The sequence below is a fragment of the Ruegeria sp. YTSA168 genome (assembly GCF_059610045.1).
On the sequence record NZ_JBXWMW010000002.1, the window covers coordinates 365,597 to 379,467 of the forward strand.

Annotated in this window: 15 protein-coding genes and 1 riboswitch; of the genes, 10 read left to right on the forward strand and 5 right to left on the reverse strand. The window is 55.2% G+C overall.

Translation table 11 applies throughout. The features are described 5' to 3' along the window. Nucleotides 1-7: 7 nt before the first annotated feature. A riboswitch (cobalamin riboswitch) is annotated at nucleotides 8-211 on the reverse strand. 224 nt (nucleotides 212-435) lie between these two features. Beyond that, nucleotides 436-1,563 carry an aminotransferase gene (locus AC2FFE_RS05440; protein ID WP_496846092.1) on the forward strand — a complete coding sequence of 376 codons (1,128 nt, stop codon included), beginning with the start codon at nucleotides 436-438 and terminating at the stop codon, nucleotides 1,561-1,563. Between the two features lie 286 nt (nucleotides 1,564-1,849). Then, nucleotides 1,850-2,914, forward strand: coding sequence for a helix-turn-helix domain-containing protein (locus AC2FFE_RS05445; RefSeq protein ID WP_496846093.1), 1,065 nt, complete (start codon nucleotides 1,850-1,852; stop codon nucleotides 2,912-2,914). A 68-nt stretch (nucleotides 2,915-2,982) separates the two neighbouring features. Here the strand turns inward: AC2FFE_RS05445 and AC2FFE_RS05450 are convergent, their stop codons facing one another. Then, complete coding sequence (locus AC2FFE_RS05450) at nucleotides 2,983-3,834, reverse strand: MipA/OmpV family protein (RefSeq protein ID WP_496846094.1); 852 nt, start codon at nucleotides 3,832-3,834, stop codon at nucleotides 2,983-2,985. A gap of 291 nt (nucleotides 3,835-4,125) precedes the next feature. Here AC2FFE_RS05450 and AC2FFE_RS05455 point away from each other — a divergent pair, with 291 nt between their 5' ends. After that, the gene (locus tag AC2FFE_RS05455; RefSeq protein WP_496846095.1) at nucleotides 4,126-4,698 is read left to right on the forward strand and encodes a hypothetical protein; all 573 of its coding nucleotides are present in this window, start codon (nucleotides 4,126-4,128) and stop codon (nucleotides 4,696-4,698) included. Nucleotides 4,699-4,735: 37 nt separating this feature from the next. Here the strand turns inward: AC2FFE_RS05455 and AC2FFE_RS05460 are convergent, their stop codons facing one another. Next, complete coding sequence (locus AC2FFE_RS05460; RefSeq protein WP_496846096.1) at nucleotides 4,736-5,176, reverse strand: hypothetical protein; 441 nt, start codon at nucleotides 5,174-5,176, stop codon at nucleotides 4,736-4,738. A 120-nt stretch (nucleotides 5,177-5,296) separates the two neighbouring features. Here AC2FFE_RS05460 and AC2FFE_RS05465 point away from each other — a divergent pair, with 120 nt between their 5' ends. From AC2FFE_RS05465 to AC2FFE_RS05475, 3 genes are all read left to right on the forward strand, one after another. Beyond that, entirely contained in the window at nucleotides 5,297-6,067 is a 771-nt protein-coding gene (locus AC2FFE_RS05465) for a helix-turn-helix domain-containing protein (protein WP_496817966.1), read from the forward strand. Between the two features lie 93 nt (nucleotides 6,068-6,160). Continuing rightward, entirely contained in the window at nucleotides 6,161-6,550 is a 390-nt protein-coding gene (locus AC2FFE_RS05470; protein ID WP_496817965.1) for a VOC family protein, read from the forward strand. Nucleotides 6,551-6,568: 18 nt separating this feature from the next. Continuing rightward, nucleotides 6,569-7,033: a GFA family protein gene (locus AC2FFE_RS05475; RefSeq protein ID WP_496817964.1), complete on the forward strand. Its 465-nt coding sequence runs from the start codon at nucleotides 6,569-6,571 to the stop codon at nucleotides 7,031-7,033. Here the strand turns inward: AC2FFE_RS05475 and AC2FFE_RS05480 are convergent. Then, on the reverse strand, nucleotides 7,030-7,740 hold the full coding sequence (locus AC2FFE_RS05480; protein WP_496817963.1) for a helix-turn-helix transcriptional regulator: 711 nt from the start codon (nucleotides 7,738-7,740) through the stop codon (nucleotides 7,030-7,032). The two genes, AC2FFE_RS05475 and AC2FFE_RS05480, sit on opposite strands and share 4 nt — an antisense overlap. A 109-nt stretch (nucleotides 7,741-7,849) precedes the next feature. Between AC2FFE_RS05480 and AC2FFE_RS05485 the strand changes: the two genes are divergently transcribed. Continuing rightward, the gene (locus AC2FFE_RS05485; protein ID WP_496846097.1) at nucleotides 7,850-8,275 is read left to right on the forward strand and encodes a VOC family protein; all 426 of its coding nucleotides are present in this window, start codon (nucleotides 7,850-7,852) and stop codon (nucleotides 8,273-8,275) included. A gap of 39 nt (nucleotides 8,276-8,314) precedes the next feature. Here the strand turns inward: AC2FFE_RS05485 and AC2FFE_RS05490 are convergent, their stop codons facing one another. Beyond that, nucleotides 8,315-10,114 (reverse strand): vanadium-dependent haloperoxidase, encoded by a 1,800-nt coding sequence (locus tag AC2FFE_RS05490; RefSeq protein ID WP_496817961.1) that lies wholly within the window; start codon nucleotides 10,112-10,114, stop codon nucleotides 8,315-8,317. A gap of 186 nt (nucleotides 10,115-10,300) precedes the next feature. Further along, nucleotides 10,301-10,885 carry a choline-binding transcriptional repressor BetI gene (gene betI / locus AC2FFE_RS05495; RefSeq protein ID WP_496817960.1) on the reverse strand — a complete coding sequence of 195 codons (585 nt, stop codon included), beginning with the start codon at nucleotides 10,883-10,885 and terminating at the stop codon, nucleotides 10,301-10,303. A 113-nt stretch (nucleotides 10,886-10,998) separates the two neighbouring features. Here betI and choX point away from each other — a divergent pair, with 113 nt between their 5' ends. The 3 genes from choX to choV all read left to right on the forward strand — a co-directional run bounded on the left by choX (nucleotide 10,999) and on the right by choV (nucleotide 13,853). Continuing rightward, nucleotides 10,999-11,916, forward strand: a complete 918-nt coding sequence (gene choX, locus AC2FFE_RS05500) for a choline ABC transporter substrate-binding protein (protein WP_170535326.1) — start codon at nucleotides 10,999-11,001, stop codon at nucleotides 11,914-11,916. 81 nt (nucleotides 11,917-11,997) lie between these two features. Next, complete coding sequence (gene choW, locus AC2FFE_RS05505) at nucleotides 11,998-12,828, forward strand: choline ABC transporter permease subunit (RefSeq protein ID WP_496817959.1); 831 nt, start codon at nucleotides 11,998-12,000, stop codon at nucleotides 12,826-12,828. 2 nt (nucleotides 12,829-12,830) lie between these two features. Then, nucleotides 12,831-13,853 (forward strand): choline ABC transporter ATP-binding protein, encoded by a 1,023-nt coding sequence (choV, locus tag AC2FFE_RS05510; RefSeq protein ID WP_496817958.1) that lies wholly within the window; start codon nucleotides 12,831-12,833, stop codon nucleotides 13,851-13,853. Nucleotides 13,854-13,871 lie beyond the last annotated feature (18 nt).

Sequence of the window (13,871 nt, forward strand, 5' to 3'; positions counted from 1 at the left end):
ACCCGCGGTTTGACATATCTGCGAGGCTGGTTTCCGGACTTGAAAGGGGCTTGCGCCCGGCTACGACACCTTCCCGGGATCCTCGTCCCAGTGGTTGATTGTCGAACCTGACCTTCCTTACCGTTGCGGGGGCAGCGCCGGAATTTCACCGGCTTCCCAATTCTCCGCTGCCTGAGACTCAAACAGCGGCACCTCACATGCGCAGGATAAAGTCGTGCCGTTCATATGCTGAGAGACATGCGACATTTTCAGTTTCAAAACAGACATCTTGATGTTCGGGTCGAACCAGCGTTCGCGGAGTAAATTTCTACCATACATCTCAGGCACAAAACCTGCCTTCTTCCGCTTGGTTGGTTTGAGGTTATAAGGGATCTTCATGGCCTGTGCCGTCAGTGACGTGCCAAAGCCCCAAATGCTGAGAGTAGGAGAGCCCCAATGGAAATCAGACCCTTTGGCGTTGAGATTTGGATGAATGAGTTCGAAACAACCTGTGAGCTCAATTTGGCTGAGACCTGCGTTCAGTCCATCACGCTGGGCGAACTGTTCGACATGGCGGGCCAGCACAACAGCATTCTTAACGATCTGTCATCCATGAAGATGACCTATGGCGCAATTGAAGGGTCAGAGCGTCTGCGCGATGCGATCAGTGGCCTGTATGACAGTCAAGGCCGCGACAATATCCTAACGACGCATGGGACCATAGGCGCGAACTCTCTGGTGCATCAGACACTGGTGTCGCGCGGTGATCACGTGATCTCTGTAATCCCGACCTATCAGCAACACTATTCCATCCCCGAAAGCATCGGTGCCGATATTGAACTGCTGCATCTGCGGCCCGAAAACGCCTTTTTGCCCGATCTGGATGAGTTGCGAGCGATGGTGCGACCCGATACGCGCCTGATTGCGATCAACAATCCAAACAACCCAACCGGCGCGCTGATGGATCGAGCGTTGCTGAGTGAAATCGCCGAAATCGCGCGTGGCGTCGATGCTTGGCTGCTTTGTGACGAGGTCTATCGCGGAACGGATCAGACAGGCAACGGCTTCACCGCCGCGGTCGCGGACCTGTACGAAAAAGGGATCAGCACGGCGGGCATGTCCAAGGCCTATTCACTTGCTGGGCTGCGGGTTGGCTGGATCGCGGGACCCAAAGAGTTGATGCATGATGTGATGATCCACCGGGACTACAATACCATCTCGGTCGGCAAGATCGACGAAATGCTAGCCGCTATGGCGCTGGAACACCGCGACAAGATACTGGCGCGTGCGCACCGGATCACCCGCGAAAACCTGCGGATCGTTCAGGATTGGATCACGAACGAGCCGCTGCTCAGCTGGGTGCCGCCAAAATCCGGCACTACGGCCTTGCTGAAATACGATCTGCCAATGTCCTCGCGCGATCTATGCGTGACGCTTTTGCAAGAAGAAGGTGTGATGCTGACGCCAGGCAGTGCGATGGACATGGAGGGCTGGCTGCGGCTTGGCTACTCCAACCCGACAGAGGATCTGAAAGTCGGTCTGGCCCGGTTCTCGGAGTTTCTGGCGCGCCACGCCAAGTCATAGTTAACCAAAGGTCCGCGCACAAAAAATGCAGATTTGAAACCTGTTAACACCCCCTCAAACGTCCTGTCCGATCAAAAGAGACGACAAACCCCATGAAATTGTTAGATGTCAGATCACATGCTGTAGAGGGCATGAAGAGGCTGCAGCGCGAGACCACCCGTGGTCGATTTTCAGAGAGTAAATAATATTGGAATCCGCTACCCAATTCGTTGATACCGCCTTTATTGGGCTATGCTTGTTTTGTGCTAATCTGCTGTTTTTGCGAAAGCGCGATACCGGTGTGTTCATGCCACTGGCCGCTCTGTTTCTTATACAAGGCCTGTCCTCTCTTGGCGCTTTGATCGCCGACGCGTCGGGAAGTGAGGACGAGTTCAATCTTGTGATGCGCGTCAGCGTGCTTGTGGTTCTGTTCGATTTCGCAAGCCCCTTTTTGTTCTGGCTCTATGTCCGGGCCTTGACCAGCGAAGCGGATGAAGCACCCAAGCCAAAGCTGCGCTATCACCTGCCCCCGATCATCATTTCCGGGCTGCTCATGTCATCCCTGATGTTTCTGCCAACGGATCTGAGCGATGTGGACCTTCCAGAGGACGATCCCCGGTTGTTGCGGTTTGTGTTGATCGCCTTGGCGGTTTTGGTCGCTGATGTACTGTTCCGGATCATAATGGCCGTCTACCTGATCCTGATCATCCGAATGTTGATGACCTATCGCAAACGGTTGCGCGAAGTCTTTGCAAGCACCGAGAACCGAGAGCTGACTTGGGTTTGGGTGATTACTTTCGCAGCCATGTCATTTTGGTTTCTGTCGGCGGCCGTCAGCATACTTACAGTGTCCGAGGCTGTCGGGTTCGAGGTACAAGATGAGTTGCTTGATTTCCTGGAAAGCCTTGCCCTGCTATTCCTGTTCTGGGTCATTGGCATATGGGGGTTGCGTCAACGCCCAGGCCTGTCCCGAACACCAGTGACAGACCCACCTGACCCGGATGAGCCGTCAGGACGCAAATACAAGAAATCAGCCCTTGACGAAGAACGCGCCGCGCGGATCGCGAAGAAGATCGAAACGGCAATGAGCCAGGACCTGCTGTACCGCGAACCGAACCTTAGCCTGTGGGATCTGGCCAAACATATCGGGGTCACATCGCATTATGTTTCGCAAACGTTGAATGCCAACCTGAACAGCACATTCTTTGACTATATCAACCGATGGCGGATCAATGATGCAATCGAACAGTTGACTTCGACCAATGAGACCATTCTGAACATTGCGTATGACGTTGGCTTCAATTCGCGCTCGGCCTTTTACAAGGCGTTCAAACGCGAGACGGGGAAAACCCCATCTGATGTGCGCAAATAAGCTCTGAAGCAACTGAACCAGCACGATTGCCGTGCTGGCCCAGTCGACGAGGTGTCGCCTGTCAGGTCTTAGAACTGGTAGGCGACTGACACGACGGCTGCATAGTTTCCTTTCGATTTCACAATCGGGCTGTCCGCCGCGTCGCCCAACAGGCGCGAATAGGCCAACAAGCCGGTGACACCCCAGCTTCTGCCAATCTGCTTGCTGACGCCAAGTTCGACATTCAGCGCATTCACACCAGATTCCGCTGTGTATTGACGCAGACCTGAACGGGCGGATTGGGCTGAGGTCACACCAAAGAAACTTTGGTTGTAGTCATCATCCGCCCAATCGACAGAAACCCCGCCGATCAGAACGACACCGTTTTGGCTGGTTTCGTCGCTGTAAGGTCGACCTGTCGGGGCCAGCGCGCCTCGGATCACACCAAACGGCACCTGCGTCTGCAGACCCAGTGACACAACGGTACCTTCCGAGCCGCCCAGAAACTTCCTGACATCCGCCGTCGCGGTCAGGCTTTGACCCAGATCGAACTGCGTTCCCAAGGACAACACGGCGCTATTATCGATATCGCCCAATCCTTTCAAATCGTCGCTATCGTCTTCGTCCCGTCCGCCGCCATAGCCGACAGCCGCAGACACACGAAATCCGTTCTGATCGTAAAGGAAGGCGCCCAGCCCCTGATCCGAGATTACAAACCTGTCGCGCCAGACACCTTCAAAGGTGACCAGCGGTGCCAGTTCATACTCATCCGACCCTTGATATTCGGGGACCAGTCCGCCGCCTGCGCCGATGTAAAATGCCCAGTCTTTGTCCGAAGCCGGTAAGGTATTGGCAACCTGGGCGGATATTGGGGTGCTGCTCAGCACAACGCCAAATCCAATTGCGGCAAACTTTCCGCAACTACGAGAATTCAATGTCATGAATTTCCTCAATCTACTTACTGTTTTGATGACGATCAGGGACCGTCGGGCGGGCGACCGCTTTAGAACGATTTTGGACGCGACCTGTGGCAAGCGCATCAATGAAATCGCCCCAATGGGACACATCACCTAACTAGCCATCTTCCAAATGAATAACGTCCCATCCGGTCGAGAAGGACACCTCGAACTGTTCTCGCCGGTGGGTCGAGACGCTCAAAATATGTTGTTTGCTTTAGCTTTTTCCCACCACCGCGTGATTACGCAGAGGCCATGAAGCAAAGGAGTAGAAACGTGCAACATAAGCACAGAAAACGCATTTTCATTCTAAGACGTTACAAATCCGGTCGTGTTCTGGATACGGATACAAAAAGAGCCCTGCTGCTGTTTCTTGCGATGCTTCTGGCTTTTGGCATTGCCTCGGCGCAACGGGCCTCGGCTGCGGATATCCGGCCCAAAGATGGTGTCTGGCAGGGCGCGACAACCGTTCGTCAGGTCAACGGCTGCACGCCTGAGATTCAGCAAGAAATCAAAAGCGGGCCGCAGACCGAAATCCTGTATCATGACTCGATGACCTTTAAGGCCCCGTTTGACTTCAAACAGTTTAACCGCGTGCTGGATGCGGATGTGAGTTGGACCAAACAAGGCCCAAATCAGTGGCATGGCACTGTGGTTGAGACCGAGCGCACGATGTTTGGCGCAGTAACCAGCACCACCGAGTTAAAAACCCTTGTCGCCAGTGAAACACAGATCAAGCAAACTGCCGTCATGACTGTTTCATTTTCGCGGCGGCTGGCAGAGAAGCTTGGGGTTTCAGCGCCTTGCGTCGTCGATATCGATATCACCCACCAGCATCTCGGCCCATGAAACAGAAAGTCCATCCGATCCCCGGCTCAAAGCGCCCCTAGTCAGCTTTTGCTGTCGATACACCCTTTGAGGCGAAACGGTCCAGAAACGGAATGGTGAACATCCCTAAGAACACAAGGTTGCCGATCAGATTAAACGGTGCGCCCGCCAGCACAGACCCCAAGCTGTCGACGCAGAACCATGTCCAGATCGAAACAAGGATAACCCGTTTCGAGAATACAGGCGCGATGCGCATCCCCTCGCCCGCAAGTGCCCACAGAAGGACACCCCAACCGACCATGATCCCCCCGCCGATCGCGCTGAGCAGTCTTGCCCCCTCGGACGTAAGTCTCTGCGCGCCATCGAGCGGCCAAAAGATCAGATCGCCAAAAAAGGTTGGCACAGCATCCATAGCGGGATGGGCCCCCATCCAGATGACGCCGCCGAACAAAATCACCAACCCGGCCCCGGTTTTCAAAAGCTTCTCTTGCAGGTCCATGGCATGTCCTTTCTTTTGATATCGATGATTGCGACCTAAGACTACGCAAGTAATGCAAGCAATTACCTGCCAGGTAAGGAATGTGATTTAGGTGACGCAGAGCCGTGAAGGAGGGCAGTTATGGCACAGTTCGGTTCGCTGCTGAAAGGCTGGCGCAGCACTCGTGGGCTAAGCCAGCTGCAACTGGCAGGTCTCGCGGATGTTTCAGCACGCCATATTTCGTTTTTGGAAACCGGTCGCGCGCGACCCAGCCGCGACATGGTTCTACGCCTGTCTGAGGTTCTGGAGGTCCCAAGACCCGAGCGGAATCGCCTGCTGAACGGGGCCGGATTTGCGGCGCTCTATGGGCAGGAAGCCCCCGACAGCGCCTTGCTGAAGCCCATTAATGATGCGATCACACATCTTCTGTCCAGCCACGATCCCTACCCTGCGATTGTTCTGGATGGGCTTTGGCGACTGCGACAGCTCAATCAAGCGGCCCGCGCGTTGTTGGCGGTTGCAGGCCTGTCCGAAGGGGATAGTCTGATTGAAGCAATTTGCGATCCCGATTGGGGACCCAGCATTGTCGAGAACTGGGGAGAGGTTGGCCATCACACGTTGGTCCGTCTACGATCCGAGAGCTTGCAGGCTGGCGGAGTGTCCGAACTGGACGAAGCCGCTGCACGGCTGGCCGCCGATCCGGCCATTGCAGCCTGGCGACCCTCAGGGCCGTTGCCGCCTGTGATCCCCACGATATATCGGGCCGGTCACTTGCGGCTTAGCCTGTTCTCCACCTTTTCCCAGTTTCGCACCGCAGAAGACATTGTCATTGCGGATCTGAATATCGAACTCATGTTTCCCGCAGATGCAGAAACCCAGGCCACACTGGAGATGCTGGCTACCTCACGATGACCTCCTATCGTGCCATCGCATAACACCTTCCCCGCCCGCGACAGGGCGAGGATACGGACCTTTTCATCCATAGATTTACAGTAAGGACACCCGATGCAACGCGCCTTTACCAACATCCTGACCCATGATGTCACCGCAACAGCCATGTTCTACGAAGACCTGCTGGGCCTGACACGCAGCGGCGACTTTGGATGGTTTATCCTTCTGACCCATGAGGATCACCCAGCATTTGAGCTTGGCATTCTTGACAAAGATCATGAGTCGGTTCCAGATATTCTGGCATGGCCCCCCGCTGGTACGATCCTCACCTTTGTCGCCGACGACGTAGAGGAGCTGTATCGCAAAGCCATTGCAAATGGGGCCGAGATTATCCAGCCCCCGACTGATCTGTTCTACGGCCAGCGACGTCTGATGCTACGTGATCCGACCGGAACAGCCGTAGATATCAGCTCTCCCATTCGCCAGCGGACCCCCTCTGAATAGAAAAAGGAAGTGTTTATAATGGGCATCCCACAGCCCCCATATTCAGGCCAATGTCTGTGTGGCGCGGTACATATCACCATCTCGTCCCTGCCTTTGCTGACAATAGCGTGTCATTGCGCCGATTGCCAAAAACTCACTGCCAGCGCGTTTTCATTGACCACGATGTTTCCGCGCGACAGCTTTGCATGCACCGGCCCACTTGTAACAGGAGGGCTGCACTCGGCCGAGCGGCGGCATTTCTACTGCCGTTCCTGCCTCTGCTTTGTCTATTCCGAGGTCGGCCAAACAGACCGGATCAACCTGCGCACATCTGTGTTGGACGATGCCGGCAAGTTTGAACCCTTTCTTGAGGTTATGCGCGAAGACAAGTTGGAATGGTCCAACACCTCCTCTGTCCATCGCTATGACAGGTATCCGACCAGCCCCGAAGAGTTGCAGGCATTGATGACGGCTTACACGGCCTGGTGCACTACCGGAGACTAACTGCTTGATCCCAGGGTGAACCGCTTGCGCTCAGCCTCCATCGCTGCGCGCCATTTGGCTCGCAAGAGGTCCATCCGACGTGGGATTTTGTCCGACAGAATCTGTCCCTGAACGATCAGTTCAGTTCTGAAATATCGAAACCCCTCACGAAGTTCGCACCAGGCTGCAATAATCCGGTCTGCGTCCCGATAGCCCAGAAGGATCGGCCAGATCACCCGATCGGTCAGAGCATTCTTGCTGTCACGATAGGTCAGCGAAATCTTCGCACGCTGCCGGATGGCCTGACGAATGTCAGCCGCTGACAAGACCTCTGACACAGGAACAACAGGCACGACGCTTAGGATTGGGGCGGCAAACGACGCCTCGAACCGTGCCGGGCTGACCGTTTCGATCTTTGACAACAACTTTTCCGCAGCCAGCGCCAGCTCTGGCTCGCCACGCGTTCGCACCCATTGCGCGCCCAGAATTGCCGCTTCGATCTCATCTGAAGTCAGCATTAGGGGCGGCATGTGAAAGCCAGACTCCAGCACATAGCCAACACCGGCTTCACCCTGAATTGGAACGCCCTGGGCCATCAGGGCAGCGATGTCGCGATAGATGGTTCGTTTGGTCACTCCTAGCTCAGCGCCAATCGCCTGCCCCGAGATCGGAACCTTCGCCCGCCGCAGAATTTCAATGATCTCAAACAGCCTGTCACCGCGTCTCATGCCGCTCTCCCTTTTGGGGCAGGATACCTATGCTGACACCATGATGACAGCATGCTGTCAGCAGCGGACATGTAGGTATCAGATCAGACCTGAAACAGGAGATGATTGAATGAAGCACGTCCTATCTTTGACACTTGCGATGCTCTTCGCGGGCAGCGGCGGTTCGGCTGCACAAGATACAGCACTCTTGGCCATGGGCGCTTATGTGCCGACCAATGACATGCAGGAATCCGAAACATTCTATCGCACACTTTTCGGACGTGACCCGGTGATCCAACTGGAGGGGTTTGTCGCCTTCGATATTTCCGGCGGTTGGTTTGCGATCGTGTCACGCAACAAATACGCGCCTGACGCCCAAGCAGGCACCGGCGCGGTCCCGTATATTCAGTCAGGTGATTTGAACACCCTGCGTATCCGTATTCAAAACACAGGCGCTACGGCACCTGAAATTATTGAAGAACCGGGCATTCATCTGCTCAAGATCACTGACCCAAACGGCCGATTGATCGAGTTTTTTCAGCTTATCAGCCAGTGAAACAGTGCCCCCGAGGAAAACGGGGGCACCCTTCTTTGGTTATCGGTTTCCAATCCGGCGCACCGGACCGTCGAACGTGGGAACCGACAGGACAAAGGGATCAGTCGGGTAACAGATCGCCTGCTCTTCGAGCATCGCAATCGCGATCTCTTCACCCATTCGCAGACTGTCATAGTAGTCGGAGTAGTAGTGTACCCCGGCCATGTTGCGCCCGATTGAAATATTGGCCGCAAGTTTGTTCAGCTCACCTTCAAGCGTCAGAGGGCAGCCGATCACCGTGCGGTCAAGTTCACAACACCCCTCAGCGGGGGCGGTGTACTGAACCGCTTCGGAAATGCTGCGGTAGAACCCATCTTTCTCATGGTTGCAGTCTCTGTCGTCAGCGTTGATGCCCAGGACAGCACCGGTGTCAAAGAACGCCTTGAGCACGGTCACGCAGGCACCAGCCACTGTCGCATGCCCGGCACCATAAGCCGGATGCATGGGCGAGCCTTCGCCAAAGGCCATGGGCAGAAGGAAGTTGCCGTTGGTGAATTCATCCGGCTGGGCATCATTCCCATGGACGATCATACCAAGGGTTGATTTCCCGTTATCATCTGTGTTCTTGGACAGATCATCGCACATCTTGCTGAACGCCCCGCAGAGGCTGGGGTGGCATTGCTCAATCACATCCGCCTTGGCCAGGCGCGCGGCCAGCGCTTCGGGGCGCAGACGCAGATGGTTGTTGAACTTCTGGAACCGCACCGCCTTCAGCGCGCGTGTCGCCACTTCGGTCACCAGCGTCAGAATGTGCGGCCCACCATAAAGCGCAAAGCCGCCCGCATTCTGCGCCCGGCCCATGTCGGGATCGTAAACATCGCGCATCCCCGAGAGATTGGCAAACCCCGGATCAAACGGCGTACCCATTCCCAGCAGGATCAAACAGGCATTCAGATAAGCCTGATATAGCGCGTCATAGTGGACGTATGTGGCCAGATCACGGGGCGTTCTGATGAAACAGCGCTTCTTCTCGCTAAAATCTTGCCCCGCGCCACACATGTTAACGTCATAGCCCTGCTGAACGTCCAGCCAAGCCTGCCACGTCGTCATATAGTCATCGCCTTCGGCGGCTACCAAAACGCGTTGGTCCACCTGCTGCGCACCAAAACTGATAAAGCCATCCTTCAGATCGACGGAATTGGCCTGATCACGGGTACCAATCAACATGAATTGGGACAGGTACGGGCCTTTATCACAGCCCGGAGATGAACCCCGGAACGCTGTCTGGGCATCCAGCGTATCCTCGGTCGCGCGGGTGCGGCCTCGGTTGCCCGGGAACTTTTTCTTCGCAAAATCAAGCTTATTCAAACGAGCAACCGAATTGGCCAGAGCGGCACCCCCTGTCTGAAACTGCGAGAAGGATACATCGCGCAAAATGGCCAACTCATAGACTTCGGCCATCTCAAAGGTCAGCTCATCGCTGCACAATGCGGGCGCGGGCGGCATGGTAACTGCCTGCGCGTCGGGCCCTTCAAGATCGTAGACCACACCTGCTGTTGGTGCCTCCCACTTTCTGCGCCCCTTTCCTTCCGGCGGTTCTGGAACGTGAACTCGGGACGTAAACGGCTCGATCCAGCCTTCATCGATGGCCTGACGGAAGGCTTCGAAATGGTCCTTGTTGTCGACAAGCCCCGTCACGGGGTTATGATCAAGCCCTTTGGTAAAGCTCATCGGATAGTGTGCGGTGGCGTATCTCTGCTCGTCACCATTGGCGGTATGGTCTGGATGCATCCGATCACGCGCCATGCGTGCAGCGGATACCCGGCCTTCAAATGCGGCCTCTCGGCGATTGACTGCCATGTCTAACACTCCTTTGAAAACAAATATTTTAAATTGAATTGGTCTTAGAACGCTGGCGCGAAAAATAGCGTCAACGCGTGCTGCTCTCTATCACAGTGCGTGTTTCACCGCCGTGAAAAAGGTCACATTTGATTGTAGAAAAACTGCTGGTCTATGGCGAAGCAGTCGGATCAGGCGCAGCTTATGTCAGGCTACGGTCACCGAAAGGCTCTGACGCAGATAGCCCAGAGCAATTTCAGTTGCTTCATCGGGACTGAGGTTTCCACCCTTGAACGACAATCGAATGTAGAGCCCATCAATCAAAGATGCCAACGCAACCGCTACCTCGTCAGCTCGCGCGCCCACAAGTGGTTTCAGATTGCTTTTCAGGTTGGATTGCAGCCTGTGATAATAGATATGCAACAGACGTTCAGTGTCTTTGGAATATTGCGCCTGCACATAAAAGCTCAGCCAGGCATTGGTGATGCCGGGGCGGAAGTTCTGGCTGGAAAAACATGAGACTATAATAGCTTCCAGGCGTTGTTCAGGCGACCGTGAACGCGCCAGCCCATTGCGCACATCGGCGCCAAAGATCGCCAGAATGCGCCGCATGGCCGAGATCAGTATCTGTTCCTTACTGCCAAAATAGTGATGCGCCAACCCGCTGGACACACCTGCGACATCCGCGATCTTTGCAACCGTAATGTCGGTTGTACCAGTCCGCCCGATCTCGGCAATCGCGGCCTCGATAATCTCGTTTTTGCGTATGTCTTTGATTTTTGTTCTTGGCATATCCAGCGCCTAGTTCATCATAGAAACAGGGTCAAATAAATTGATTGTTGACTAATGAATCAATTTTTTGATTATACGTCAATAAATATACAAAAAGCCAATGGGAGAAGATGATGTCTTTCAAAGTGACTGCAACGGCGCTGGCGGCGCTTCTGAGCGCAAACGCTGCTTATGCGGCCTGCGACAAAGTTACGTTTTCGGATGTGGGGTGGACAGACATTACCGCAACGACAGCCACAACCACAACCATTCTTGAGGCGCTGGGTTATGAGACGGATGTCAAAGTCCTATCCGTGCCGGTGACCTACAAATCGCTCGAATTGGGGGATGTGGATGTCTTCCTGGGCAACTGGATGCCCACCATGGAGGCCGACATCGCCCCTTACCGCGAAGCAGGTACTGTGGACACGGTTCGGGCCAATCTGAAGGGTACGCAGTACACCCTGGCAACCAACGCGGCGGGTCGTGATCTGGGCATTGCAACCTTCGCCGATATCGCCACACATGCGGACGCTCTGGATGGCACCATCTACGGGATCGAGCCGGGCAACGACGGCAACCGCATCGTTCTGGACTTGATTGCCGAAGATAAGTTTGGCCTGTCCGCAATGAACCTGGTGGAAAGCTCGGAACAGGGCATGCTGGCACAGGCATCGCGCATCGATGGCCGGGGTAAACCCGTGGTGTTCCTGGGCTGGGCCCCGCACCCGATGAACTCGAATATGGAGTTGACCTACCTAACCGGTGGCGAAGAGTGGTTCGGCGCCGAAGGCGACGTCTATACCAACACGCGCAGTGGCTATGTCACCGAATGCCCCAATGTTGGCGCGTTGCTAACCAATCTCGAATTCACGCTGCCGATGGAAAACGAAATCATGGCAGCCATTCTGGAAGATGGTCAGGATCCGGCGGATGCGGCCAAGGCCTGGCTCGCTGGCAATATGGACACTGTCGAGGTTTGGCTGGACGGGGTCACAACGCTGGATGGCGGTGATGCGAATGCGGCGGTCAAAAGCGCTCTGGGCCTCTGATCTCAGCTAAAAACCAACTCTGTCTCCGGCCCTTATTTCTCCGTGAGGGTCGGAGATTTTTTGTGATGCGGAAGGGAAACCATGGATTGGCTAGAGGGTACGAAAATCCCGGTCGGGAAGTTTCTCGAACAGATTTTCTTATGGGTGCAGAATAAGGGTGCATTCTTTTTTGATGCTCTGGCAACAGGCCTCGAGGCGCTGATTGACGGCATTTTGTGGGTTCTTCAAACCCCCAACCCGCTGATCACGGTGCTTGCATTTACCGCAATATCCTATCTTTTGCAGCGCAATTGGAAGACCAGTTTGCTGGTATTTCTGTCCTTCTTGTTTGTGATCAACCAAGGCTATTGGGAAGAAACCACCGAAAGCCTGACACTGGTTCTGTCGGCCTGTGTCGTCTGCATGTCAATCGGTGTGCCAATTGGCATCGCCGCGGCTCATCGCCCGCGATTTTTCAGCTTTTTGCGGCCAGTTCTGGACCTGATGCAGACACTGCCAACCTTTGTCTATCTGATCCCCGCGATCGTCTTTTTTGGTATCGGAATGGTGCCCGGACTGATTGCAACGGTCATCTTCGTTTTGCCTGCCCCGATCCGCCTGACCCATTTGGGTGTGTCTTCGACGCCCGAATCGCTGCTGGAAGCCGTCGACGCCTTTGGTGCGACCCCGTTTCAGAAGCTTGTCAAAGTTGAAATCCCGTGGGCCTTACCGCAGATCATGGCCGGATTGAACCAGACTATCATGCTGTCGCTGTCGATGGTGGTCATCGCGGCTCTGGTCGGGGCCAGCGGTCTGGGGGTTCCGGTTGTGCGCGCCTTGAACCAGGTCAACACGGCGCTTGGGTTCGAAAGCGGCCTTGTCATCGTGGTTATCGCTATCGCGCTTGACCGCATGCTGAGAATGGAGCGCTGACCATGACAACTGCAGTCAAGTTCGACAATGTCTCGATTGTGTTCGGGGACAACCCGAAACGCGCTTTGCCAGAGATGGATCAAGGAAAGGATCGCGCTGAAATCCGTGACCTGACCGGTCAGGTTCTGGGGGTGCACGATTGCTCTCTGACCGTTGACGAAGGCGAGATTCTGGTTCTGATGGGCCTGTCCGGGTCTGGCAAATCAACGCTGCTGCGCAGTGTGAATGGCCTGAACCCCGTGGTGCGCGGCGATGTGCAGTTGCGCCATCAGGGATCTCTGGTCAATGTGAACCGCGCGGATGCGGCGACCCTGCGATCGATACGCCAAAGCAGCGTCGCCATGGTGTTTCAGCAGTTTGGCCTGCTGCCCTGGCGCAGCGTCCGTGAAAATGTTGGCCTTGGGCTGGAGCTAAGTGGCGCACCGCAAAAAGAGACCAAGGACCGCGTGGATCGCCAGCTTGAGCTTGTCGGCCTGTCCGAATGGGCCGATCTAAAGGTTTCAGAACTATCAGGCGGCATGCAACAACGTGTCGGGCTGGCACGGGCCTTTGTTACAGAAGCGCCGATCCTGCTGATGGATGAACCGTTTTCAGCCTTGGACCCGCTGATCCGCAACCATTTGCAAAACGAGCTGCTGGAGCTTCAGCGCAAACTCAAACGCACAATCATCTTTGTCAGCCACGATCTGGATGAAGCCTTCAAGCTGGGCGACAAGATCGCCATTCTTGAAGGTGGGCGCATCGTGCAAAGCGGAACGCCAAAGGAAATATATACGGACCCCGCGAACGAGTATGTGACGGAATTCGTCAATCATATGAACCCTCTGGGTGTTCTCACGGCCGAAGATGTCATGGGGCCACCCGGTCAGGCTGAAGGGCGCGAAATCCCGGCGGAGATGGCCGTCAAAGACGTCATGTCAATTCTGCCCGATGACGGAACGCCTTTGATCGTCATGCGCGACGGATCGCGTTTGGGCGAAATATCGAACACCTCACTGGTCAAAAACCTGTCCGATCGGTGCTGAACATCAGCCCCAGTGACA